19 protein-coding genes and 1 pseudogene are annotated in these 26164 nt (G+C 35.0%); 17 read left to right on the forward strand and 3 right to left on the reverse strand.

Annotation, left to right across the window (positions count from 1 at the left end; translation table 11 throughout):
* The first annotated feature begins 43 nt into the window (after nucleotides 1-43).
* From T497_RS0108025 to T497_RS18920, 13 genes are all read left to right on the forward strand, one after another.
* A complete protein-coding gene (locus tag T497_RS0108025) occupies nucleotides 44-2827 on the forward strand; it encodes a competence protein CoiA family protein (protein WP_028515175.1) in 2784 nt (927 codons plus the stop codon).
* 136 nt (nucleotides 2828-2963) lie between these two features.
* Nucleotides 2964-4217: an AlbA family DNA-binding domain-containing protein gene (locus tag T497_RS0108030; protein ID WP_028515176.1), complete on the forward strand. Its 1254-nt coding sequence runs from the start codon at nucleotides 2964-2966 to the stop codon at nucleotides 4215-4217.
* Between the two features lie 34 nt (nucleotides 4218-4251).
* Nucleotides 4252-5961 (forward strand): McrB family protein, encoded by a 1710-nt coding sequence (locus tag T497_RS0108035; RefSeq protein WP_028515177.1) that lies wholly within the window; start codon nucleotides 4252-4254, stop codon nucleotides 5959-5961.
* Complete coding sequence (locus tag T497_RS17470) at nucleotides 5951-7255, forward strand: 5-methylcytosine restriction system specificity protein McrC (RefSeq protein WP_028515178.1); 1305 nt, start codon at nucleotides 5951-5953, stop codon at nucleotides 7253-7255. The genes T497_RS0108035 and T497_RS17470 overlap by 11 nt, the downstream gene beginning before the upstream one ends.
* A gap of 121 nt (nucleotides 7256-7376) precedes the next feature.
* A complete protein-coding gene (locus T497_RS0108045) occupies nucleotides 7377-8162 on the forward strand; it encodes a DUF1883 domain-containing protein (RefSeq protein WP_028515179.1) in 786 nt (261 codons plus the stop codon).
* A 236-nt stretch (nucleotides 8163-8398) separates the two neighbouring features.
* Complete coding sequence (locus tag T497_RS18255; RefSeq protein ID WP_196243027.1) at nucleotides 8399-8569, forward strand: hypothetical protein; 171 nt, start codon at nucleotides 8399-8401, stop codon at nucleotides 8567-8569.
* 75 nt (nucleotides 8570-8644) lie between these two features.
* The gene (locus T497_RS0108055; protein WP_028515180.1) at nucleotides 8645-10264 is read left to right on the forward strand and encodes a HEAT repeat domain-containing protein; all 1620 of its coding nucleotides are present in this window, start codon (nucleotides 8645-8647) and stop codon (nucleotides 10262-10264) included.
* A 68-nt stretch (nucleotides 10265-10332) separates the two neighbouring features.
* The gene (locus tag T497_RS0108060) at nucleotides 10333-11187 is read left to right on the forward strand and encodes a CPBP family intramembrane glutamic endopeptidase (RefSeq protein WP_028515181.1); all 855 of its coding nucleotides are present in this window, start codon (nucleotides 10333-10335) and stop codon (nucleotides 11185-11187) included.
* 2 nt (nucleotides 11188-11189) lie between these two features.
* Nucleotides 11190-11738: a DUF6707 family protein gene (locus T497_RS17475; RefSeq protein WP_051530579.1), complete on the forward strand. Its 549-nt coding sequence runs from the start codon at nucleotides 11190-11192 to the stop codon at nucleotides 11736-11738.
* A 764-nt stretch (nucleotides 11739-12502) separates the two neighbouring features.
* Nucleotides 12503-13906, forward strand: a complete 1404-nt coding sequence (locus T497_RS0108075) for a hypothetical protein (protein ID WP_028515183.1) — start codon at nucleotides 12503-12505, stop codon at nucleotides 13904-13906.
* A 784-nt stretch (nucleotides 13907-14690) separates the two neighbouring features.
* The gene (locus T497_RS0108080) at nucleotides 14691-14942 is read left to right on the forward strand and encodes a helix-turn-helix domain-containing protein (RefSeq protein ID WP_431602424.1); all 252 of its coding nucleotides are present in this window, start codon (nucleotides 14691-14693) and stop codon (nucleotides 14940-14942) included.
* Nucleotides 14935-15873: a conjugal transfer protein TrbL family protein gene (locus tag T497_RS0108085; protein ID WP_051530580.1), complete on the forward strand. Its 939-nt coding sequence runs from the start codon at nucleotides 14935-14937 to the stop codon at nucleotides 15871-15873. Before T497_RS0108080 ends, T497_RS0108085 begins: the two co-directional genes overlap by 8 nt.
* Nucleotides 15874-15885: 12 nt before the next feature.
* Entirely contained in the window at nucleotides 15886-16020 is a 135-nt protein-coding gene (locus tag T497_RS18920) for a hypothetical protein (protein ID WP_278244732.1), read from the forward strand.
* A 914-nt stretch (nucleotides 16021-16934) separates the two neighbouring features.
* Here the strand turns inward: T497_RS18920 and T497_RS17480 are convergent.
* Nucleotides 16935-19880 carry a phage tail tip lysozyme gene (locus T497_RS17480; RefSeq protein WP_051530581.1) on the reverse strand — a complete coding sequence of 982 codons (2946 nt, stop codon included), beginning with the start codon at nucleotides 19878-19880 and terminating at the stop codon, nucleotides 16935-16937.
* Nucleotides 19881-20517: 637 nt separating this feature from the next.
* On the opposite strand from T497_RS17480, the gene T497_RS18260 reads away from it, so the two are divergent.
* Both T497_RS18260 and T497_RS0108110 read left to right on the forward strand, forming a co-directional pair.
* Complete coding sequence (locus T497_RS18260; protein ID WP_155266867.1) at nucleotides 20518-20658, forward strand: hypothetical protein; 141 nt, start codon at nucleotides 20518-20520, stop codon at nucleotides 20656-20658.
* A gap of 854 nt (nucleotides 20659-21512) precedes the next feature.
* Complete coding sequence (locus T497_RS0108110; RefSeq protein WP_028515186.1) at nucleotides 21513-21887, forward strand: hypothetical protein; 375 nt, start codon at nucleotides 21513-21515, stop codon at nucleotides 21885-21887.
* Between the two features lie 1188 nt (nucleotides 21888-23075).
* On the opposite strand, the pseudogene T497_RS18800 reads toward T497_RS0108110, so the two are convergent.
* A pseudogene (locus T497_RS18800) lies at nucleotides 23076-23318 on the reverse strand (DEAD/DEAH box helicase); the annotation flags it as partial.
* A 110-nt stretch (nucleotides 23319-23428) separates the two neighbouring features.
* Nucleotides 23429-24502, reverse strand: a complete 1074-nt coding sequence (locus T497_RS0108120) for an MBL fold metallo-hydrolase (RefSeq protein WP_028515188.1) — start codon at nucleotides 24500-24502, stop codon at nucleotides 23429-23431.
* A gap of 220 nt (nucleotides 24503-24722) precedes the next feature.
* Here T497_RS0108120 and T497_RS0108125 point away from each other — a divergent pair, with 220 nt between their 5' ends.
* Nucleotides 24723-25448 carry a hypothetical protein gene (locus T497_RS0108125; RefSeq protein ID WP_242839989.1) on the forward strand — a complete coding sequence of 242 codons (726 nt, stop codon included), beginning with the start codon at nucleotides 24723-24725 and terminating at the stop codon, nucleotides 25446-25448.
* Nucleotides 25449-25489: 41 nt separating this feature from the next.
* Nucleotides 25490-26116, forward strand: a complete 627-nt coding sequence (locus T497_RS16250) for a hypothetical protein (RefSeq protein WP_242839990.1) — start codon at nucleotides 25490-25492, stop codon at nucleotides 26114-26116.
* Nucleotides 26117-26164: the final 48 nt, after the last annotated feature.

Here is a 26164-nt window from a genome sequence, read left to right on the forward strand (position 1 = left end):
AGTTTATTTGATTTCTTATAATAATATCAGGGGGGGAGCAGAGATGTATATAGCATTAAACAGTAATTTTAAACGCACTCATATTGATGATGCACCAGCAAATGATGATTATTTCTGTCCTTTTTGTAAAGCACCTCTTGACATACGTCGGGGCGATATCCGAAGACATCATTTTGCTCATGCGAGGTATCATTTATGTACTGACACTTGGTCAAGAGATAGGAATGAGAATGATTCAACATGGCATAAGCAATGGCAGGAACGTTTCCCGATTGATAATCAAGAAATACCCTTGCAGCTTGGTGAAATAAAACATAGAGCCGATGTTATGGTAGACAGGACTGTTCTGGAATTTCAGCATAGTCAACTATCACCAGAGAAGTTTTCTGACAGAAATGCATTCTATGCAGGACTTGGACATAAAGTAATATGGATATTCGACTGTATGGGTGTGACGTTTTCACAGAGAGAAGACTTCTATTATTGGACAAGACCAAAGCGAACGTTTCGTAACTACAGTGACATAGCAGTTGCTAATCAGACTGAACTATATTTCCAGACTGATGAAAATACACTTATTCATGTTACGGATGTATCTCCAGATGGTTTTGAATGTTTTCAAGGATATAAAGTTTCTGTTTCTGATTTTATTAACAGTATGAAACTTCAGAATGGTTGTTTCCCTGAACCAAAGCCAGAAGATCTTATTGATAATCTTGATTATTTAGATTTCAAGAAAAGATACGACATAAATCTTAATAAGCAACAGGAGCGTGCTGTACAGTCGATTTCAGGAGCAAATTTATTGCTTGCTGTTCCTGGAAGCGGAAAAACCACTGTTTTGATTGCACGTATAGGATATATGGTTCATTGTAAGCATATTGCTCCGGATTCGATATTAGCACTTACATATACCACAAAAGCAGCTGAAGAAATGGATAACCGATACAAAGAAAAATTCGGTAATGACGGTATTGCCTTTAAGACTATAAATGCAATTGCGGAATCAATTATCAGGTTTTACTGTCATAGAGAGAAAAGAAAACGGTTTGAGCTATTTGTAGATGGTGAGCAACAACAGTATTTGCGTAGGGCATATAAGGATGTAACTAATGAGTATCCGACAGAAGCAGAAATAAAACAACTCAGTACGGAGATAACCAGAGTTAAGAATAACTCCGACTTACAAGATATGGATGCATTTACTCCAGATTTCGAAAAGATAAAAGCAAGGTATGATGCTCTATTAAAAGAAAATGAGAAAATGGATTTTGATGATCAGATTCTCTATTCGATAATTTTTCTAAAAAAGTTTCCATATATTAAAGAACACTATAAGGAAAAATACAAATATATCTGTGTTGATGAAGCACAAGATACTTCACAGAAGCAACATGAACTAATACAGCTACTTGCTGGCGATAATATATTTATGGTTGGAGATGAAGATCAAAGCATTTACAGTTTTAGAGGTGCATTTCCACGTGCTTTAACGAATTTTGAACGAAACTATCCTAATCCTTATATCCTGCGAATGGAAACGAATTATCGATCATATAAGGAAATAACTGATCTTGCTAATAAGTTCATTGCAAGGAACTTTAACAGGCATCCAAAGCAAATGCTTGCGAGTCGAAATAAAGGTGGGATTACTGAAGTTGTTTCGTACAAGAACTGCGCTGAGGAATATGATAAGATTACAGAAATATGTAGTAATATTCAAGAAGAAACGGCTGTATTGTATCGAGATAGCGATTGTGCTATAAACCTTATTGCAAAACTAATAAAGAATAATATACCTTTCAATCTGTTGCAGAACTCAACAACATTTTTCTCTAACAGGAAAGTTAAAAATGTTCTTGCACTTATCGAGTTTTATCTTGATCAGACAAATTATCAAGCATTTCTACAAAATTGTTATCTATTCGGTTTTAAAAAAGATGCTGCTGAGCGACTTGTAAAGTATTGTATGTATAATCATAAGTCTATAGTCGAAGCAACGTCAAGCAATCAAATGCAATTTATTCTTAATTCTTTGAAACACGATACAGTAAATGATATTGTTAAACAGGCAGCAACATTTGTTATAAAAAAAGATAAAAATCAGATAACACGGCGGTATTCCGACGTTCTAGCACTATTAGGTGAAAATGTTGGAAATATAAATGAATATGTGCCTTATATATGTCACCTTAGGGATTTAATAGCGTCATATGAAAATAAAAATAACGCATTACTTACCCTATCTACTATCCATTCTGCCAAAGGAATGGAATTTAAAAATGTAATAATAATGGATGCATATGAAGGAGTAATGCCTAAAACATCAATAGATGCAATAGAAGAAAATGAGGATAAAAAAGACCTTTATCAAGAAGAACGTCGTCTTTTCTATGTTGCAATGACTAGAGCCAAAGATAAGCTATCAATTGTTAGGTTAACTAATGAAAGATGTTCGTTTGTAGATGAGCTTTTCGGAACTAAACATAAAGAACATTGTCCCTTACGATATAATAGTGAAATAAGGAGTAATGGAGTACCACTTCAATTCCCGTTTCATAGTGCTATTCACTCTACTCCTGTTATGACAGATACTAATATTGATGATGATAAACCTGAAAGCTACTTGATTGAAGCTGTTATTGGTGGAATTACTTTTAAAACTGGAGAAAGAGTAATGCATTGTTATATGGGTGAAGGAACAATCATTGCATTTACATATATTGAGGATACTGAAGTTATACTTGTTCATCTTCAATTCCGGAATAAAAAAGATAAATTTCCATTAGAAGACTGCGTAAGGAAAGGGATAATCACGAAAAAGTAACATTTCGTTTTAAATAATTTTGATATTATTTTGGTGTTCCGATTTCCACACCATGTAGTATCGACATGGAAGAGACAAGCATATAATATGCATTTACTATATTTAGGGTGAGATATGAAGTAAAAAGGAGATTATTATGCTTCCAACTATCAACAATAAATCTTTTCTTGAATGTAACGAGGAAGACTTGAAAGTTTTAATCGAGAATCCAGACTATCGTGAGAATGAATATATAGACTACAAAAAGAACTTTTCATTCTTGGAGATCCCTAAGGATAAAAAAGATATAATAATACAAAAAAAGAGTGAATTTAAAAGTGATATATGCGCATTTGCAAACGCTGAAGGTGGATATCTTATCTTTGGTATAAGCGATGAAAATGGTTGTGCTTCTGAGATATGCGGTATAGATATTCCTAATGATAATACAGATATATTTGAACTTGATAGGCGCAATGATCTTGTTGGCATTCAGCCTAAATTACCTTCGCTTAGTTTTCATTTTATCAAGCTTGAAAACAAAAGGTATGTTGTAATTGTGTGTATAAAGCATGATAATTTTGCTCCTTATCTTCACATTGAAAACGAGAAGAATTTTCAAGCTTTTAGGCGTACTGGGAATAAAAAGGCTTCAATGACATATACGGAGTTGAGAAATATGTTCAATCACTCTATGTCTCTGGATAAAGAAATATTTAATTATCGTAAGGAACGAATACAATATTACTCCGAACAATCTGAAGAAAAAAGCGATAGATACTCGAAGTTCCTGTTATTACATATCATTCCAGAAACATTTACAGATTCAAGCTTTAATAAAAATATGTTTGTATTATCCAAACAAAATCGTAACGATTTTCCATATATATTTCATGAGTTTACTCATAGTACAAGAATGAATCCATGTGTTGATGGACTGAGGTTTTTACCAGATAATGATTTTATTTCGAAATCTGAATGCTATATTAATAATAATGGTATAATTGAATGCTTTGAACCTTTATCAGAAAGAATCTATAATAATAAAGCTCAGTTTCCTAATGGATTTTTTGCACATGCGAGTTATTGGAGAGATATAAGTTATACAATAAGTCGATATAGATCGATTTTTATAGACATTATAAATGATGAGCGTTTGTTTATGTGTATTTCTATTATTGGTTGTAAAGGATTACCTACTCAGACAAATGAAGATGGATATTATAGTGATTCTTTAGGGTCAATAGATAGAAATAAGCTATTATGTAATCCTGTAGTATTAAATAACATTCATGATGTAAATGAGTATAATGAAGTCATGAAAATTTTGAAAATAGAGTACCTTCAATCACTTGGAATTCAAAATGATAAGAATTTGAATTTATTGATTAAAGAAGTTTATTACAAATGATATTGGAATTATATCGTTACAAGGAGGAAATAACATGTATAGAAAAGCTGATGAAGAAATATATAAATTGTATGATGAATTTATAACAAAACTATTCATAGAAAAGAAAGATTTCTTTGATGAGAATGTTAGTAATATTTTGACAAAAACTAACCTTAAAGATTGTATAGATAATTTTATAATAAATCCCAACGAAGACAAGGATTGCGATTTTACAGACAAAGCAATTAAGCAATTCGAGAAGGCCTCTGAAAACGCTAAGAGATTGTTTTCACATGCTATCTGGTTTTGGGGGTTCTCCGTAAACGAAAGTAAAAACTGCGATTTAGTTTTTATAGAAAATATAAAAAAGCCCAAATATGGCTTCGCAAACGCAGGTTTGTATCATTCCACTAATAAATTTGGAGAAGTAAGTTTTTGCCTTCGTCTATTTGATTATATTCTTTCAAGTGGAGAAAACGATTCCGATAAAATAAAAAAACTAATCGAAAATATCTGCCTTTGTTGTGCATATGGTGAACAGATACATGATTATGAACAGTACAAAGAACTAGAAGTTGTTAAGACATATTCAAAATCGGTATCAATGATAAATATTCTCTTGTATTTGTCAGATCCGGAGCATTATGAAAGAATGGTATCTAACGGGCACAAACAGAAAATCGTCAATTGTTTCAAGTCTTTATTGGATGAGAAAGATAAGGATACATATCTTGATGATCAAATATATAAAATTCGCGAAAAGCTTTCGAAAGAAATAGGAGACAAATCATTTGATTTTTATAATCATTCCAAAATACATTCTCTTTGGAATTTAAGTGTGGGCAATGAAGATGATGACGAATTTGTCGGTTTGAAGTATAAGAAGAATATTGTATTCTATGGTCCTCCTGGAACAAGCAAGACATATTCGGCAAAGGAACTTGCCAAAACCTTTATCGCTCGTGAACTCTTATCGAGTGGTAAACTTACTATGAAAGAATATTTGAGTGATAATTTCAATATTGAAAAATACATTTACCGACTTCAGCTTCATGCAAATTATGGCTATGAGAATTTTATCGTTGGACAAACATTGGTCGATGGAAAAATCAAATTGGAAAAAGGCTATTTTTTAAATATGTGTGAAAAGGCAGCAGCTGATATAGATCATCCGTATATTCTCATTCTTGATGAAATCAATCGCGTTGATTTAGCACGTTTGTTTGGAGAAGCTTTTTCATGTATTGAAAATAGAAATGATCCTGTTGATTTGCCATATAAGATAGATGGTGAAACTTTGCGTTTGTGCGTTCCAGAAAACATCTATATTATTGGCACAATGAATGAAATAGATTTTTCATTGGAAAGGCTTGATTTTGCTCTTAGGAGAAGGTTCCTATGGTTCAAACATGGATATAATAAAGATACCCTTTTTGAAATGCTAACTGATATTAATAATGAAAGTGATAAAAACTATTATATTGATAGAGCAACCGCTTTAAATGAGAGAATATGTTCAACTCGTGAATTAGGCGAACAATATGAAATCGGGCACGTATTTTTTGCTGAAATACAGAGCATTCTTAAATGTCAGTCAAGCAAAAGACTATATTGGGGCAATACAAAATCTCCAAAAGATCCAGTTAATATCCTTTGGAGGATTTCCATTCAACCCATGCTTGCAGCTTATTTAGACAATATTGATGTTGACATTAAGAATGATATAATTAAAGAATTAGAGAGAACTTTTTATGGCAAATGAAATAGAATATACTGCGCAAGATTGTTTGGCAGTATCAAGAAACGGGAAACCAGTTGAAAAAGTTGACGATGTTTTTTTGTCATATATGCGAGACTCAACGAAGAGTCTTTATTGTTTTAATATGTCAAAAAGTGAACGGGATAAAGAGCCTGAACCAATTGTAGTATATGATTATAAGGATAAACAATGGAGAGCAGGGAGATATATTGGCGATATTCATTACTCTGATGGTCGTAAACATTATTCCCTTACAATTCTGCCGCGTTTTGGTGAGAAAATTTTAATGGAAATGTTTGGAGAGATATTTAAAATAAATCTTACCGGAGGTAGATCGCGTTTCAATTATGACACAAAAAACATTTATATAAAACTGTTGGTTTCACTTATTTGGTCCCAAAAATTGGCGGAAGCTAGTAGACATGGCCTTCCGCGAAAACGTGTGACAAATGATAATAAAGGGTATATAATAAAAGGTAAGTTGTTGATAAAGCCATCTATTTTTTCTTACTGTAAAGACCAAACCGTTATTTCAAGAAGTTATGAAATGGCATATGATGAGAAAGTGATTGCGATAATCAGTTCTGCTTATAGGGTTCTTAAGGCTGAATATGATTTTGAACAGCTATCAGTTTCACCTAATATTATGAATACAATAACTGATATAGAGTCGCTCGGACACGCACTTAAATATCAATGTATGACAGAGAGTGATTACCATTCTATTTCTTATCATCCCATATATCAATCGTTCAAAGACCTTGTAGATTTCTCATGGCAAATTATCAAATCGTCAACGAGAATTGATAATCAAAGCAAAGGTTTGAATGTTTCTGGATATTTGATTGATATGGCTGAAGTGTGGGAGTGTTATGTGCGTAGTCTTGTTCAAAAACAATTGAAAGAGTTTGGCTGGAATCTAATTGACTCAACATTTACTGTTTACGAAAATAGTTTCTTTCAGAGAAAAATAATTCCAGATATTGTTCTTTTCAAAGACGGTGAATACTGTGTGTTCGATGCAAAATATAAAAAAATGGAATATAGAAATGATGATGTAGATAGAGAAGACTTTTTTCAAATTCATACGTATATTTCCTATATGCAACAATTGGGAAATGTTAAATTAGCTGGTCTTTTATATCCTATAAAAAAAGAAATTACAACGGCAACTGCATGTTCACATTTATTTGGTTTAAATAACAAGTGTCAATTTATTATTGATGGTCCTAATATCGGTTCAGAAACCGTTATTAAAGATCGATTTTTTAGTGTGTTGATGGAGCGTACAAAATGAATTTCAAAAAACTGGTGTAAATTTAGTAATATCATAATCATCAATATAAGTGTGAAGACAATGATGGTTTTTGGATACTTACTCATTGATAAGTTAAAAACGTAGAAAGTGAGGGCTTTAATTGCAATTTCAATACTATGATTTAAAGAATCTTGAAAGAGGACAAAGTGTGTTGGTCTATTTACAGGGCACAGAAGCAAATGTGAGATTAATGGATAGCAATAATTTTAATCTTTATAAGAATGGACGTAGTCATCATTATATTGGTGGGCATACAAAAAAATCTCCCGTCCGCCTAACTACAACACATTCAGGACACTGGTATGTTGCTATTGATTTAGGTGGATATGCTGGGCAAGTAAGAAGCAGAATAGAAGTGCTCCCTCCGTTGCTGCCTGAAATCAAGCAAGCACCATTGTCAACAATGCCGTCGCTGATACATAATAGAGGTTTTGGTATTGATGTTGACATTGATAATGATCCTGATTATGATGTTTTTATTTCTCATGCATCAGAAGATAAAGATGAAATTGTACGTCCTCTTGCCAAAGCTCTTGTGGAGAAGGGTGTTAAGGTCTGGTACGATGAATTCGAGATGAAGATTGGCGATAGTCTCCGTCGTAAAATTGATAAAGGGCTTGCCAATAGCCGTTTTGGAATTGTGGTCATTTCAAAAGACTTCATCAGAAAAGGCTGGACTAATTATGAGCTTGATGGAATAATTACTAAAGCAGTATCAGGTGAGCAAATCATTCTTCCAATCTGGCACAACATCACAAAAAAGGAAGTGATAGACTTCAGTCCCTCTTTAGCTGATAAACTTGCAAGAAGTACTGCTATCAATACTGTGGATGAAATTGCCACAGAAATTTCAGAGCTAATTCTTCAGAAACCAGCAACACTATAAATGAAAAATGGGTGGGCGGAACATCAGTCTTATGCAGACAATACATGACATATTTCTTGTAAGCATGGATCTTCCTTGGATAGCCTCGGGGGATATTTCAAAGCATAGCGTCTGCAATCTAATTATTTGGAGGTAACAACAATGTTTTTTTTCTTTAATAATAACTCAGCTTTAGATGAAGCATCTAAACTGTTAGAATAGGGATAGTGTTTGGCATCATAAAAGCGAAATATATTTTGACAGGCATTTGTTTGTTCGTAATGGTATTATCCGTTGTGTATCTTATAAAATATGAGAAGAACGAGAAAAGGCTCAAGAAGGAAATGGGCGATTTAGGCATGGATGTATCCAGAGAGTCTTTGCTGAAGATAAGAGAAGAAATGAAAAAGCTTAGAAACGGAAGATAATGTAAATATTCATAAAGGAAGATATAAGTGCTGTAAGTTTAATATAATACATAAGTATTGACCGAGGTGAAAGATATGTTCAGCTTCTTTAAGGGTAAAAAAGAAAAGGCTTCTCATGCATCGCAGCTGATAGTCCATACGGATAAAGTTTATGAGAAAAAGCTCCCTACAATAAGCGAGGAGCGTATAACACTTTCAGTGAATGAGCTTCTGGACGGCAAATATACCTATGCGCAGGTTCTGCTTGAAAACTTCTTCTATGTAAATGCTAAACTTCAGAAGACAATAGCTCGGTCTCTACTTGAAATGCTGAACAGCCTTTCGGCTAAGAAGTGGTATGCTTTTTCCGATTTATGCCGAGGTTATTCTTGCTCAAACTATCTTATGCCCAGAAACATATCGCAGGTTGACATTTCAAGAGCTAAATATCCGCATTTGTCGGACGATGAGTACGCAGCTCTGCTTTGTGTCGGAACATTTCACTACAACGGATATTTTCGTGAGGAATGCCTGCGTAAGCTTGCTGATTATAACGGTCATCTTTGCTATTTCTATATCCGCATGAACGACTGGGTTAAGGAAATACGTGATGCTTCCGCGGAGCTACTGAATAAGCTTTTGCCGAAATGTCCGCTTTATGATATAATAAAGGATACTCCCATACTTGAAAAGCTTCATTTTACACGCAGACGATCCGAAAAGCATTTCGGGGATATACTCTCAATAATATGCGGGAGAATAAAAAACGAGCTCAACGCTGAACACATAAGCCATTTACTGGGAGAAGAGCCTTATGTAAGGAATTCTTTCTACAGGTTTGGCTGTCAGAACGAGCTTTTCGGGAAGGAAATACTTGATTTCATCATTGAACATGAGCCATTCGGAAACAGCAAGGAGCGTGTTCTCATGCACAAGCTCAGCAGATTTGACTGCTCCGAGAGCGATTATGAAAAGTATATCCGTCACAAATGTCCTAATGTCAGGTATACTGCCCTGCTGAAAAATTATGAGGAGCTCGGCAGTGCATGGGACGGGCTTGAAGAACTCCTTACGGACAAGTCATCAAAGGTAAGAACGTTGGCAGCTTTTATATTAAAAAAGTATAAAGGCTTTGACGCACGTGAATACTACCGCGGACTTCTCGGCACAGAAAACACATTGATAGCTCTTACTGACCTTGGAACATACGGCACAAAGGCTGATGCAGAAGCCGTAAAGAGCTTTATTTCTTCGGATAATACTGCCATAGCGAGGAAAGCTCTCCATACCTACGGAAAGCTGATGGGCGCTGAGGGAGAAGATACCTACTGGGAGCAGCTCTGCTCCGAGGATAACCGAGTGAGCAAGGAAGCCTACCGTATTATTACCGAGAACCGCATAATTTACAGTCCCGAAAGCCTATGGAATGAATATCAGCGCCATGTCAATCAAGCTCACAGGGCACGTTTTGTTCATCTGCTGTGCAGTCAGACAGACTGGGAAAGAATAAAGTATCTTGTGAAGCTTTACGTTGATGATAGTCTTGATAAAATTCTGAAAGAAAAAGTCGCTGACTCGTTATGTTCTCAGAATGTTTATAAAAGACTTTCTGCCGAGACCGCCGACGAACTGATATCAGTCATTAACGAGCATAAGTACAAGCTTGGAAAGCTTGCATATGGTCTTCTTTTTGATATCGAAAAAGCAAGAGATTAATATGCGTCTGGAAAGCAATGATAACGTCGAGATGTTATCGCCATTCCATGAAGAAAAAGGAGCAATATATGTTGAAATACAATTTAATAGAAGCAAATAGTAAAGGATTTACGATAAAGAATTTTATATTATTCATCAAAAGTTCTTTACTATACTTTTTTCCTTTATTTACGTATATGATAGTTTTACATTGTTTCAGTAGTATCATTAATAAGTACAATGATGTAAACACAATTATGATATTAAACTTCGCTTGTAAATTGGTAACAATACTTCTGTTCTTGTTGATTTGGTTTATTTATACAAAAATATTTAGGATGGATAGCGGTATTAATTCTAATAAAAATAGAATCAGCTTACTAATATTACTAGAATTAGTTTTGTTTAAACTTGTTGTTTATCTATTCGGAAACTGGCTTCTTTTTACGGTCATATTCAAGCAATCTGTAAAAAATGAAAATTCACTCACGTTGAATGTAGGAGGTAAAGTTATATCCTTTATTTCAGTGGTTATTTTAGCTCCTTTGCTTGAAGAATTATTATTCAGAGCTCACATTTTAGGAGTACCAAAAAAAACATCTGAAAGTGGATATCACGATATCTTTAAAATATTAAATATGATTTTAGGCTTTATATTTTCAATATTTGGCTTCGCCTTGATTCATTTTGCATATGATGATTTTAATGTTGCTCGTTTTATTTCGTTGTTAATATCTGGTGTTTTATATGCATTAGTATATTATAAAACAAATTGTCTGCAATATCCGCTTTTTATGCATATAGCTACAAATTTTGTTAATACAGTTTTTCATAATTTTCTATTTGTAAATATGTTGAAATACCTGCCGATAATAGCAACAATTATGTTTCTGATTATACTATCAATTGAACGGCTGAGAGTAAATAAATTAAAGGGGAAATGAAGATGCAGAAAACAATTGAAAAAATCATGAATACTGTTGACAGGAAAAAAGTCCAGAGCTGCTGTAAAAAGGCACTGAAAAAGTGCAGCTTTAAATCAGCAAATGATCTCGCGAATATTACTGATTTGGCAACATGGCTATATATTTATGGTTATTATGAAGAGGCAGCATCGGTATGTGATCTTTTAAGTGAAGTTGAGTTTAACGGTAACTATAATATATGGTGGCAAATAGAGTATTCATATTGTCTGAAGTCAAGAATACTTAGGGAGCAGTGTAAAGACGAAGAAAGTAAAATGCTCTCAGAGATTATCAATCGACATAGAGATCCCAAGTTATACGGAAATCTCATCAATTGGTACAGAGTGACACTCAATAAAAATATCAGCAGTGAGGAAAAAGATTCGCCTAAAAACTTTGGGTATGTTTGGCGAATTATAAAAATCAAGCATGCTATAAGTAATAGGGAAGCTGGTGGGCACCCAATTCCTGATGAAGAGTTTGATCAGGATATAAAAGAGATCGTTGATATATTAAAACAGCTGAAATAATGATTTAAATTAGAATAATAATTGATAGTTAAATGCTTAGGAGTTAACCGCCTATGGCTTCTATAACTGTAGAGGAGATGATAATGTGAACTTTTTATGCTTTTGCTGTAAAAGTCGTATCACGAATGATAATCAGAAACGTCATCTGATCGAAGGTGCAGGTATACATAATATAGGATATCATCTGGCATGGATGGAATGCTCAAAGGAAGAATTGTCTCTGCCGATCGATAAAAGACAATGGCTTCACACGAATCAGGTTCCAATCACTGGAGAAAAGTGTATACTCAAGGTAACAGCGCCTTTTGACGAGGAAATAGGCGATACATTCACTACGGTTTTCGAGCCGTGGCAAATGTTCCTGAACGGTTGGGAAAGTACTGAAAGTCCGAACGATATCGGCAAAGCCTGTACTGTACTTTGCCGCTTTGATGAGGTCCTCTGTTCGGACGATTTTTCTGCTATTACGTTGAGTTAGGCGATATATTTAACTGGATATATAAGGACGACGACAGTGGTGAATATTTTATTGACCCGAAAATTACCGACGCACTCCCGAACGCAGGATATAAACCGCTTCCGGACATCAGAGAAACAGCTATCGAAGAATACTACGACAGAAACAAATAATCGAATAACGACGAGACTATAAATGAAAGCTTCGACGAATAATGTACCAAGCCCTTTATTTGGCTTGATACATATAGGAATATGTGCTATAATATTTATATATTTTCATTGCTATTTAAGTAGGAGAAAGAAAAATGCCTTATTCAAATGAATTAATGAGTATTAGAAAAAATACAGCTTCAGAACTAAAAAAAATACTTGGTTTTGATAGGAATTTGACGTATGACAAGTATAAAGATTCAGCATTTGAGTCGGAAAATATATATGCTCAGATTAATAAAATAGTATATCACTCAAAAAATTTCTATATTTCAGGGGATTTATTTACTGATTCTTTAATAGAATATGATGAATACTACTTCAATGAGCAACAAAGACTACCAAGACCAGTTGTGTGCTTTTTTGAAACAAGAATTCCGTTAAAAGCCATAATTGAACCCAAAGATTATTTATCAGAGACTTTAAAAAAAGAATTACAAGATCAAATTAATATAGTATCTACTGAAGGTTCTGATAAACATGATATTAAAATTGAAACAAATATTGAACAAAAATTAGATCAGATGACTGATGAATTGTATAACAATCTATTGTTGATTTCTCTTTCAGATCGTAGAGATGGATATAGATCGAGAATCTATTTCTCGGCAAGCCCATTTAGACAAAATATCACCTACATTAAGTTTGTTTGTCAAACAGACAATCATGTGCCTTTAACATTACCTACACTGTCTGAACTAAATTCGAATGATGTTACTAGTATTTTGAATAGTATTGAACCTCAAATTTTGAATGTTTATAATGTTGGACAAGGTAACTTTACGGAATTAATAGATAATAAAGGATTTCAAAGAAAGATAGTCTTTGATCCGGGAATAACATGTACCAAAAGTCATAACCCATATGATTTAGCAATAAAAGAATATGGGCAATTGAATGCTGACTGCTTTTTTATTTCTCATTTCGATACTGATCATTTTCTAGGTATAATTTATTTAAAAGATGACCAATTTCAAAGCAACAAATTGTGGATTGCACCTGATCCAACAAGTATAAAAAAATTATCAACAAGTGCGCGCCGTATTATATGGTTTTTACATAATAATGCAAAATTTAGGATAATCAAAGATTCAACAAGTTATTATACGTTCAATAAAAAAATAAAAGTATTCAGAGGCACTGCTGATCCTAAATCAGTAACTGATAATGGAAAATACATAAATGGTTCAGGAATAATGATTTCTGTAGAAGGGAAAAGAAAAACTGCATTATTAACAGGTGATTGCCTGTATGAATATTGGAATAAAGATGTTCCTGAGGAATGTGATTACTTAGTTGTACCTCATCATGGATGTAAAGTGGATGCGGTTAAGATTGAAGGAAAACAAACAGACAGATCTGAAGCAATAATATCTGTAGGTAATGGTAATTCTTATGGCCATCCTAATTCACAACATATAAAAAAGTTGTTAGATAAGGGGTTTAATTCTGTCTTACTTACAAAAAATATTACATTAAAGGTATATGATCTGGATTGATTATTCTAGTTTAACACAATAAGAAACCATGAATAGCATCAAATTAGAAATACATAGAGTAGAAAATATAATTTCTGTTTCCCTATTGACAAATTAATCGAAATATGTTACAATATTAAAGTAATAGACAGGTTTATACGCATTTAGACGAAATGATTTTTACGCAAGTTGCGAAAAATAGCGATTTAACGTATGTCATCATTTCCGTCAATGATTCACATATGTGCATGACTAAAAGTATGATATGCAGGAAAAAGCCCGATGTTTCGGGCTTTTTTGCTACCCAAATTTCGGATGATTTCTTAAAAAATGAAGTATGACATTGGGGCTTTATAGGCCTCTGGCTGGATTTGAACTCTCACAAGAACAGATTTTGGAGTAGAAATAGGTCGATATACAAGCAAATAGCAGCTTTTTCAAACAAAAATAGTACACAAAGTTTCAGACTCGATTTTAGTGGTTTTCACGAAATGTGAAAACACTGGAATCGAGTCCTTTTTTGTTTTCCAGAAAACCGATTGATAGTAAATCTATCAGCGATTTGTGAGCCTTTTTTGACGGCATCGGTGGCAGGTCGGGAAACTACACAACCAAGAGCAACTAAAGCCGCTGTGAACGATTTATGAGCCCACGAAAAAGCGACAGGAAAAACTGTCGCTTTTTTATAAATTGTTATATTTGACTTTCTTTTGTTTTGTTAGTTCCATGCGCATGGATTAAGCTCGCCTCTGTCTCTCAGTGACTTGAGTATACTGAGCGTTTCAGATGTAAGATTAGCTTAGGTCTGCCGCACAGAGCAGTAACGGTATACTGCTACTTATGCGACAGGTCGAATAAACAAGGAGAATGCTTCCCGTCAGCCAAGACCATAGCTATGGATCTGAGCATAAGCCGAAGGACCGTATTCAGAGCTCTCAATGAACTACTTGATAAAGGACTAATAGAGAAACAGCCACGACTGCGTGATAACGGAGGCTCGAGCTCGAATCTGTATAGGCTGACGGATGTTCAAAAGGAGGTGGATGAGAATGTTTGATTGGATCGGTGATGCCATTGACTGGATAGGTGATGGAATATCGTCGCTGTGGGATAACACGGTGGGAGTAGTAACAAGTGAAGCAGCCAGAGCTATATTTGATGTAATGTTCGATTGGCTGTTTATGCTTGTATATGATGGCATAGCGGATATTTTTAACTTCATCAACGAGTCAACAACAGACCTGTTTCAGCTTGGCTGGATACAGGCGTTTATTTCGTTGTTCCATAATATAGGCTGGATATTGTTTATCACAGGCATGGTGGTAGCGGTATTCGATACGGCAATAGCCTATGAATCAGGTCATGGGAATATTAAGGATACCTGCCTTAATATACTGAAAGGATTCTTCGCCTGCAGCCTGATAACGGTAGTACCGCAGAGACTATACTCATTCTGTGTGTCACTGCAGCACACGTTTTCAAATGATCTTGTAGGAGCTTTGATACAAGGTAGAACAGCTACGCTGACGAGTGCAGGATTAGATGCTTTAGAAACTCTCAGAGCAGATATGTCTCTGTCAAGCCTGTTTTTCATAATACTATTTGGATACTGCACTATCAAGATAGTATTTGCAAATATAAAGAGAGGCGGTATCCTGCTGTGTCAGATAGCGGTAGGCAGCCTGTATATGTTCAGCGTACCGAGAGGATATACCGACGGCTTTGTATCATGGTGCAAGCAGGTCATAGCGACCTGCCTCACGGCATTCCTGCAGACAACAATACTCTTCCTCGGACTGCTGACCTGTCCCGATCACCCGATACTGGCGGCTGGTATATGCTTATCTGCAAACGAGGTGCCTCGTATAGCTCAGATGTACGGCTTGGATACCAGCACAAAGGTAAATGTTATGGCAGTAAGTCATGCCGTTAATATGGGCTCCAGAGCAGTAGGACTCATTAAGAACGCTTCAAAGGTAGCAACGTAAGGAGGTGGCCGCATGAAAACATATATATACCCTGATAACCTCAGAGCAAGCATAAAGCTGTGGTTCTGGTCGGTCAGAGACTTCATAATCATATGTGCAGGCATCATTGTTTCTGTTGCAGTACTCCACTGCTTTATAAATCTATAGCTTGTCAGAGAAGAATCGTTAATAAGTTCTTCAATACGTCCAAGAAAGAGATTTTGATTGTCAAAATTGAAATTTTTTTCATGATTTTTTCTCCTTTACGGTTGTGAATTTTTTGTAGATTCTAATCCCAAAGAGAGATTAGACTTGTCCTACGGAGTTTTATCCTACGGATATATATTCATTTGTATACAATATGTAGAATTTTTCTCTTCTTATACTTACTTTTAACCTATATATCAAAAGACTTAACTTAAAATTATACTTAGAATATTTCTTCACTTGTAAACAGTTTGAAGCTATATACCGTCGAACTGCGATTAATAAAATATTTTGTACGTGTTGTATAATACTCCACGCTCATTATAGCTAACATCTACATTGATTAGACCTGCTTCATGTAGCCCTTTTATGTATCCACCAATATCACTGACTTGTTTACCAAGATTATCCGCTATTTCTTCATAAGTGACTTTTGTATTCTTTTGCAAGTTTCTAACTAAGCAAAGATATACAAGGTATTCACATGGATTGATAATCCTATAAAAACGACAACAGCCATTAAAACCACCACAAAAACAACAACTGCAAAAATCGTAGTCACTACCGCATATGTCAAACCTTCAACGCAATATGTTGCGAATACAAATTCTCATGTTTTTCATTACGCTTCTTGTGCTTCAGTAAAGAAAATGAAAGAAAGTAACAAATGGTATTTTAATGGTTCTCGAGAAGAATTGATAAGGCAAGGATATACGCCTTGTCAGAAATGTAATCCTTAAATAAAAAGAGCAGTCTACGGACTGCTCTTTTGTTATAGCAGACACCTCAACATCAAGAAGTTTGTGTTGTCTGCGTTTTATAGATGTGATATACAAATCTCAGATTAAGATTTGCAAATGTATGTCATAAACAGATCACATGTTCAAGTATCTTAACCAGAAATCATTATATGCAATGGTTTTACGTTCTTCAACTAAAGCTCCATCTGGATCATCAGGTCTTTCAAAGTCGTTACAGAATATAGCAGCTGCTTGTTTAACACGATCTTCATCAGTGCTATAATTATTAATAACAGCTTTTAATTCATCATCTATATCAGTAGTATCAGCAAAAACTTTATATGAATCGTCACTATCTTGAAGTTCGTACTTTAAAAACTGTAATTGTGAATCGAGATCTGTTGGAGTTAAGTTTCTTTGCTGACAAAAATCATTAATGAAATATACTTTTCTGTCGTAGCTCCACTGGCATATACCTTGTCCCTCTTGTGAGCCTATTTCAATCGTGCTTGGATCAAATTCTCTGTTTGATTCAATAAAAATATTACCAAGTATACCACATGCTACAGTACTATCATAATTCATTTCATCAATAAGAAATCTATATATTCTTCTTTCATATTCACTATATTGAATCCAGATCCATTCAGCCGAATCCCCATCTTCCGATATTCTGCCCCAATAATCTCCATTTGTGTCAGTTTGCCTCTCATATATTGTAACTGTGTTTCCCGATGACAAAGTCCTTAATATATTATCGTCATTAATAGCATTTGGGGTACTTCTTACTTTAACTGTAATTATTAGTTTTAAATCATATGGTACTGTAATATCATCATCAGTACCAGTATTTGTATCAGTACCATTTCCAGTGCCAGTACCAGTACCATTTCCGGTGCTGGTACCATTTCCTGTGCTATTGCCATTACCGTTACCATTTCCGTTTCCATTAGTTGGAAGAGAAGGTGGAGTACCAGTTCCATTATAGACTAGTGGCTGCGTATCAGTGTCATCGTTGATGCCATCGCCATCGGTATCTTTAATTGTTGGATTTGATATCATTTTCACATATACTTTTCCTGTAAAAATATGCTGTTCAACACTGATTTCGTCTCCATCTTTTACATGATCGTCATCACTATCATCGTTCAGATAATCTATATTTGTAAGTTTTTCTGCATCATATATAGTAGTTCCGTTCCCTAAACGAAGCTCGCCTCTGGCCATAGCTTTTTCATGATAGTCAGTCAGACCGTCATTATCACTGTCTTTCATAGAATCAGTCAATTCAAAAATACTGTCAAATATATGATAAAGGTTATCAGCGTCATCGGCATGGAAGTATTCTCCACCTGTACTGTTCGCAATTTGTCTTAACAGGTTTGCCTGAACGCTTGAACCAAGTCCAACAGTATAGATCGTTACACCGCTATTTATTGCATTTGTCGTATATGTAGAATTATACGAACCACTTCCGTCAGTTAAAAAAACGATACTTTTCAACTTTTCATCGTTATCAGTTTGATTATTAAACAGATCTAAAGCAGTTGAAATGCCAAGAGTAAGATTTGTACCGCCACTGCTGCCTAAACTCAAAACTGCATTTTTCAAAACATCTTTATCACTTGTAAACCCGCTGAGTGTATTCGAGAAACTATTAAAACTGATTATTGCTGCTCTATCATTATAGGTTAACTTGTCGATAAAGTTATTCGTTACCTCTTTACGTTTTCCGTTCGGATCATTCTGTGACATGCTTCCTGATACATCAATAACAAAAGCTACATCAAGGCTGCTCAATCTTGTAAACTCAGGGTGAAATTCAAATTCGTATTCCCACACTGAATTATACAGAGGTTCATTTACTAAGACATACCTTGAAAAATGCTCAAGTTCCAATGAGACTTTGTTATTAGATATTATAGCTTTTTCTTGCTTTTCGAGGAACTGATCTTCTTCATTAAAATAGTATATTGCAGGTACGAAATCAGCGTCTGATATCAGTTCGTCACTGAGTGTATAGGTCAAAACAGCCTTTGTGAATTTTCCGTCAAGTGAGAAATCATATGCACTTCCTTCGCCCATATATCCTGGGATCTTATCGGAAATAAATATGTCATTGGAAGGTATCTTATCCATTTTAAAGCTTCTAAGCTGTTCAGGAAGCATAGAGATATCTATTGTTGCCTGTAATTTTGAATTATCCGAAGAAGGGCTGTAGGCTATGCTTATAGTGCCATCCTCAGCCTTCTTTTCAGGGATAAGAGGATTCAACCCAAATCTTACTTCAGTATGATCGTCTATGCCATCATCATCGGTGTCGTACTTTTGTGGATCGGTTTGATAATTAGTCGTTTCCTCATTATCATTCAGGCCGTCTCCGTCGGTGTCTTCTAAATTAGCAGGAGTGCTGCCTGCTGTATCAAACTCAAAAGAAACTGTAAGTTCAATTGTATAAGATGAACCGCCTATCTTGATAGTTTTATCGACCTTAGAAGTTTTTGCACCGTTCTCAGCTGCAAAGGCATTTAACGACGCCGACGATGCAGCAAACGTAAACAGAGCAAAGAATGTAAAGAGTTTAAAGAAACGCTTGTCCCTTTTTCTTGTGCTCATTGCAACTATAAAGGCAATTGCGATTATTGTAAGTGGAATAAATACATTGAAAGTGTCACCAGTTTTTGCGCTGTCCACATTGTTCTGTTTTGCCTTTGTAGTGGTTGTGGTAGTCGTTGTAGTCTGTGCAGTTGTAGTGCCTTCCAGAGCTGCACTTCCGTTAAATGTCTCTCCTGCGTTTATCTTAATGTCTTTACCTGACGAGTTGCCGTTTTTCAACTTGACTCCAGTTGGAAGATTCAGCTCCCAATTAACATCAGCAAGAGCGTTTTCCGTTTTATTATTTATCGAAAACTCTATTTTTACATCTTCTCCTGCTGAGTATTCATCTTTGTCAGAAGAAATAGAAATCTCTACTCCTGAAACTTCTTCTTTTACTGCTGCGTTTACATTTAATCCTGATAAATTACCTATAAAAAAACAACAAGTAATAATCAAGAAAAATGAGTGTATTATTTTTTTCATAGAAATTCTCCTTTACTAATATTTGTTGATAATTGATTATTTTATTACTATACCTCCTCCTTTTTGCAATTTACAAATATTCCTTAATAAATAAAGAAGTATTTGTTATTCTGCAATTGATGAAACATAAATTTTGAATAGTGCTAAGATGTCAGATGATTTAAATAATTATAATAGTATTCTGTTTTGAGCACTCATTCCTTTCTGTAATATTTATGGTGTTTTATACAACCTTGAATATCATAATATCACATACATTTGATTGTGTCAAGGATAAAAATAATACATAGTATTCAAAAATTGCTATAATTCGATATTTATATTCTTTGCTGTGATTTTTAATAAGCACACTATCAATTTGAAAATCTGAGCAAGCGGCGAACGTCAGAGGGAATGCTAAGCCAATACTTTTAAATCATTCTGCAGGTAACAGCACTGATGAAGCAAGACGTGTATATAACACGCTGATTTATCGTATCCAAGTAAGGGAAGTAATGAAAATGTATACAGATGTGATGTTTCCAATCAGAAAAGCGGATTTCGTTATCAGTTCGATGGAACAGGTGATGAACCTGAAGGAATAACATGGTGGGATCTCGATAAGGATAAGAGAGCTCCCGGCAAAGATGGTAAACCTATGGAAGGCAATCTTCATGTAATAATGCTGGATAACTTTGGCACAGGTGCTGACGACTTCTACTTTAAGCATTACCGCAATACAAAATCGTGGAATGCAACGCCAATAAGACCGGGAAGAAAGATAGCTTCAAAAAAATAAAAATGCAAAGAGAGTCTGCTGTTCTTAGCGGACTCTTTTTGTCGTATTCTCAAAAGAAACTACTACTAATGGGAATGATAATAATTCACTTAAAAATTATGTCTTAGGGAACTCTATTGTAATAAGAGATTTTGTAATTAATAAGCTTCTTGCAGAATGAAACTGGAATATTAATCAATTAAAGATATTTGTTATTGTCTGAGACGCTCCAGAATGCGCTATAAACGCTTTGACGGCACTGAGACATATTCTGATATTGATTGGAACAGAAACGCTAAAAACACGTTCTACCGCGCTCTAACTTTTGCGGCGACCCTTATATTGGCAGTTATATATAACTGCTTTATATTTAAATTACACAAAATACACTAACAGAATGTAGCACGTTGCACAAAATCGGTTTTTTTTTAAAAATAATTCAAAAAAAGTGCGTAGTTATTTATTCTGATGTCGTCTAATAATTGAAAGCTCAGGAAATAGCTTTTGGAAGGAGAATAAATCTATAGACAACGGTGAAAGTAATTACCACCGTTTCTGAGATGATGGCGATGTGCATGGATTAGATTATAGAAAATGTACACTGCCGTATAGCTAAATATGAGGAGGTGAAAAATTAAATATTATAAATGTAATATAATTATTTCTGCTGTAAATACAAAAATTAGAAAGGAGTAAGTCAAAATCGATATAAGATAGTGCACAGGAATCAACTATATTTCAATTATTTACAGAATGTAGAATTTATGTGAGTTTAATGACAATAAACGAGATGACATAAGCATTATACGACAGTATAATATAACATTAAGAGTGTGTAAAAACATTATTAAATATTACAAAAAGGATTGATGAAAATGAAAAACGTAATAAAAAAGATAGCAAGTATTGCTATGGCATTTACTCTACTTGGAACAGGAACAGCTGTAACAAAGACAATTTCACCTAAGTCTGATAATACTCTTGTAGCTCAAGCGTATATTCCTTCTCAAAATTGTAATCATAAATACTGTACAAGGCATGCACATTACACAGAAGGTAGATGGCATAAACAATCTATATGGCCTTTTTGGGACCCAAAATATGTAAGAAAGTATAATGTTTTCTGTGACCGTTGTGGTGCTCCATTGTCAAAAAAGGATTTTGAAGATGTAGCTGATACTCCCAAAGGGAATAAATATAAAAAAAATACATTATATGATAATGGTACATTCATATTTTACTGGGATTGATAATATGATTAATTAATAAAGCCCTTATAATAGAAGCAGTTAGATATGAATTAACTCATTAAAAACATTAGAGCTCCTTGATTCCGTTATGCTCTTATTAACACTAATATTAACTACAGCAGACGATTTCCTAATATTTTCCTAATAAAGTTACTGATTAAAAATTTATCGAATTACAGGCTTTTCTTATGCAATTGGCTATTTTTAGCGGATTAAACAGCATTATATAATACTACATAATTCCTAATAATAATCAACACATTGCACTCATAACCCGAAGGTCGTTGGTTCAAATCCAGCCGCCGCAACCAACTATGACTGACGAAAATGATGAATCGTCAGAAAAAGCCCGAATTTTCGGGCTTTTTTTATGCCTGTTTTTGGGATAAAAATATGAAAAACGAATGATGACATTGGTCTATTTCGGTGGTGTGACTGGATTTGAACCCACACAGGAGCGCTTTCTCACCCACAGTGTGGTCGATTTTATGCCAAGTATCGGTTAAATTCGCAAAAAATAGTATACAAAGATTCAAGCTCGATTTTAGTGCTTTTCACGGTTTTTTGAAAACGCTGAGAATGAGCCTGTTTTGTTTTCACCGTATGAAAATAGGGACGGTTATGTTATAAAACCGTCCCTATTTTCTTTCATCTTAAACGTTTTATCACGTTTTTATGATGCTTAATTGAGTCTTATAGTTTTCATATCTCTTTTCTGTTTACTTATGCTTCGTCTCCGAGTTCTTCATCCTCGAGTTCATCAATCTGAGCTTCGATTCGTTCCCTCAAATTATCCATATATTGTTCTAAGCCTTCACGCACATATTCGGAATATAAGTATTCGTCAAGCCAGTCTTTGATATCTTTAGGACAATTCTCCTCATAATATCTTTGAATATCATTTTCGGTCACAACAGATGGGTCACATTCTTCTGAAAGTGCTATTTCTTCCTTGAGAGCATTGAGCTCATCATAGCCTAATAACATATTCATAGATGGCAATATATTCCAGAAATCCTTCTTGTATCCACCACTGTACGCAAGCAAAATACTATCATTTCTGATAACATCTTTGCCTTCATAACCTTCCTTGCTTTCAAAAGTTATAACTCCTGAGGCATCAACTCTCATGGATAATTCATGACGCTGTTCACTAAGTGCATACTTTTTCTCATGAGCAAGGATGCAGGCAGCGCTGACTCCAGCTGTTACGAGCGAGCTGACCTGATCCTTCATAAGAGATATAAGAGGTGAGATTACTATGGTGACACCGTCAAGCATTAAAGCAGGAACCTGATAGCACAGAGATTTTCCGGCTCCCGTCGGCATAATACCAAGTACGTCACAGTTACTCATGATATGTTCTATAAGCTCAGCCTGTCCGCTGCGGAACTCTTTATGACCGAAGTATTCTTTTAATACCGTGAGTTTATCCGTTTAGATCGCCTCCTTTTTTATTAACGGGGAATAAGATACAGTCTTACTATTTTTGCTTTTACATTAACATTATACAACAACAATCGGCGTAAAACAAGCTGTGATTAGTTAAATTTGCGCCACCAATAATTTGATACCGGTGGAGCATCAAGACTGAACGTTTCGCAGATATATGGCGTTATAACGCACATTTTTTGCTTTTCAGCTTCAATAACAAAACGTTCAGGAGAGTCATCCCAGCCGTGACTTGAAAGTACGAACGCTCCCCAGTGTATCGGCATAACCTTTTTTGAGCCGATCATTTCTGCTGCCATTACTGCTTCTTCTGGATAGAGATGACTATAATGCCAGCTTTTGTTATATTGTCCGCACTCCATAAGAGCAAGGTCAAAGTCTCCATATTTGCCGTGTATTGATTTGAAGTGTCTGCCGATACTTCCGTCACAGCTATTGAATATACTATGAAATTCGTCTTTAAGCACCCATGAACACCACTGTGTACGGTTTTGTCGAATAAGACCTCTTCCTGAGAAATGGCGCGATGGAGTGCATATTATTTCGAGACCGTTTATATTGACCTGTTCCCACCATGCTAGAGTAGTTATTTTACTTGATGGGATATTCCAATGTTCAAGGTGTTTTTCAAGCCCCAGTGAAACGATAAATCGGTCGGTTTTGTTTGCAAGCTGCTGAATGGTGCATCGGTCAAGGTGATCGTAATGGTCATGGGACAGCATGACTATGTCAAGATGCGGTAATTCTTTAATATTTACAGAGGGACGTGTGAAACGCTTCGGTCCTATCCACTGAAAAGGCGATGAACGCTCTGAGAACATAGGATCAAACAAAATATTCATGCCGTGCATCTGCATTAATACAGTAGAGTGTCCGATCCAGGTGACGTTGATTTTGTCGATTCCGATAGAAGAAAAGTCGGGAGTGTATATAGGCAGTTCATCTTTGGGAGTTGATCCTTTTTCAGATAATCTGAGATCTTCGTTAAGCCCTCTTTCTGCCCATTCAGTTGGATATTTAAAACGTCTGCCATTATATTCAGAACAGCGCTTTTTGTACTCTCTGCGATCGGAAGCAGTTGGAAGTACTCCAAAATCACTCTTCCTGAAAATAAGAGCAATTGCTGAAATAATAGCTCCAACAGCAAATATTGCTTTTTTCATAATATCGCTCCATGTATTGATTTAATGATATTTTATCATATTTTCTCGATGTATGCAATATCTGACAGCTTGAAATATACAGCGTCCTATGGTATAATTGTAAAAAACATAATGAGGAAAGACATGGAATTATTTCAAAGCCTTTCGGCAAGAAATATCAGTTTATACCTCAACCGAATGAAGAAATGCAGCAGATCTGTTTTAAATAGGGGATATATTTATGAATAGCATGATAAAAGAGTTTAATAATGATTTTTCAATAAAAATCGATACATCAGCTTGCAAATCATTAATTGCTGGTCATGATATAAACTTAAATGACACTTGGCACTATAGCGATCAAGTATTTGATAGCGGAAAAATATATGGAATAGTAAGTGAATATGGTCAAGGTTGTGAGTATCTATCATATTTACTTGGTGGCAGAGTCCAGTTTGAGAATGTTAAGGTTTACTGTAATGGCGACTTGATTTCCCAGAATGATCTTAATGATGTTGCATTTAATTTAGAACCCTCTTGTGAACCGTATGGAAAAAAGCAAGTGAAAAAGTCGATAGAAAGTGCTCTTATAACAAGCCCGGATAAAGGTGATTTTTCATTAATCGCTGATAAATTTCTTTTGACACCCGAAAGATATGATAGGAAGTTCAGCAATCTAAGTGGTGAACGCTGGAGGGCAGCTGCTGCATTTGGCTATGCTCAGAATAAAAGGATCTATTTTGCTCCGTATAAAACAAGCAGCTTTTACTATAAGATGTGTCAGTCCTGCTTATTGAAGGCATTTAGGGAGCTTACAAATAGCGGTGCACTGGTTATTCTTCCTGTCGGAAGCGATGAATTTATAAAGCATATTGCAGATGAATTAATATACCTGAACCGTAATTATGACATAGATGATCTGCGACAGTTTTATGATAAGCAGTTCGGTGAAAATTGGATTCATTAAAGCTGCTTTTCTATTTATTTGAAAGCACGGAGGTGTGATCAATGAGCTTTGATTTCGATATAAGTGTACGCATTAAAGATAAACTGACCGGTGATATTATCTCCGGTCCGAAAGTTATTCTAGCTCCAGCAAGTGATTATGCGGGCTATGAAGAAGTCTGCTGGTGGAACAGCAGTATGTTCATGGATATTCCGTTTGCTCTTTTCAAGATATGCAGTAAGTATACCAGAAAGGAGTATCCGATCGAAGAGGGCGCTGAAGGAAATTCCATTGTCTTTGCGCCGAGAGCTGCCATGCGTGAAATCTGTTCCTATATATACAGCAGATGCTGTGTGCCAGATTCAGAGCTGACTGAGGAAAGAAGCTGTTCGTGGTGGGAAGGTTACGAGGTTACAAACCAAGCCAAAGCAGAAGAACTGAAAGATTTCTTGTGGTCTCTTGAATATATTGAAAATCGAAATGAAGATGCCGGAATTGCAGAGAAGTTTATTACCGATCTCAATAAAAGAGAAGAATTCAAAAGTAATCTGCAGGGGTATGAGTTTGAGTTTAGAGTGCTGTTCTATTTCTACTCATTAATTCTCATTATTCCGGTTAAAAAGCAATTCGATTTAAGCTTTATTTCCCAAGATAGTTTCTTCGTTATAATATTCACTTTCGCGCTTTAGATATTATAATAAGAAAAACTTTATTCCGCATATATTGTCATTTTGCGA

Source organism: Ruminococcus flavefaciens MA2007 (assembly GCF_000621845.1).
Lineage (GTDB): Bacteria > Bacillota > Clostridia > Oscillospirales > Ruminococcaceae > Ruminococcus > Ruminococcus flavefaciens_E.

Bases quoted from the DNA above. Each gene is read 5' to 3' on its own strand.
- T497_RS0108060 (WP_028515181.1), top strand. From the start codon at position 10,333: ATGTTGAAATACAATTTAATAGAAGCAAATAGTAAAGGATTTACGATA.
- T497_RS0108085 (WP_051530580.1), top strand. From the start codon at position 14,935: ATGTTTGATTGGATCGGTGATGCCATTGACTGGATAGGTGATGGAATA.
- T497_RS0108055 (WP_028515180.1), top strand. From the start codon at position 8,645: ATGTTCAGCTTCTTTAAGGGTAAAAAAGAAAAGGCTTCTCATGCATCG.
- T497_RS0108120 (WP_028515188.1), bottom strand. From the start codon at position 24,502: ATGAAAAAAGCAATATTTGCTGTTGGAGCTATTATTTCAGCAATTGCT.
- T497_RS17480 (WP_051530581.1), bottom strand. From the start codon at position 19,880: ATGAAAAAAATAATACACTCATTTTTCTTGATTATTACTTGTTGTTTT.
- T497_RS16250 (WP_242839990.1), top strand. From the start codon at position 25,490: ATGAGCTTTGATTTCGATATAAGTGTACGCATTAAAGATAAACTGACC.
- T497_RS0108125 (WP_242839989.1), top strand. From the start codon at position 24,723: ATGAATAGCATGATAAAAGAGTTTAATAATGATTTTTCAATAAAAATC.
- T497_RS17475 (WP_051530579.1), top strand. From the start codon at position 11,190: ATGCAGAAAACAATTGAAAAAATCATGAATACTGTTGACAGGAAAAAA.
- T497_RS18920 (WP_278244732.1), top strand. From the start codon at position 15,886: ATGAAAACATATATATACCCTGATAACCTCAGAGCAAGCATAAAGCTG.
- T497_RS0108110 (WP_028515186.1), top strand. From the start codon at position 21,513: ATGAAAAACGTAATAAAAAAGATAGCAAGTATTGCTATGGCATTTACT.
- T497_RS0108030 (WP_028515176.1), top strand. From the start codon at position 2,964: ATGCTTCCAACTATCAACAATAAATCTTTTCTTGAATGTAACGAGGAA.
- T497_RS18260 (WP_155266867.1), top strand. From the start codon at position 20,518: ATGGAAGGCAATCTTCATGTAATAATGCTGGATAACTTTGGCACAGGT.
- T497_RS0108075 (WP_028515183.1), top strand. From the start codon at position 12,503: ATGCCTTATTCAAATGAATTAATGAGTATTAGAAAAAATACAGCTTCA.
- T497_RS0108025 (WP_028515175.1), top strand. From the start codon at position 44: ATGTATATAGCATTAAACAGTAATTTTAAACGCACTCATATTGATGAT.
- T497_RS17470 (WP_028515178.1), top strand. From the start codon at position 5,951: ATGGCAAATGAAATAGAATATACTGCGCAAGATTGTTTGGCAGTATCA.
- T497_RS0108035 (WP_028515177.1), top strand. From the start codon at position 4,252: ATGTATAGAAAAGCTGATGAAGAAATATATAAATTGTATGATGAATTT.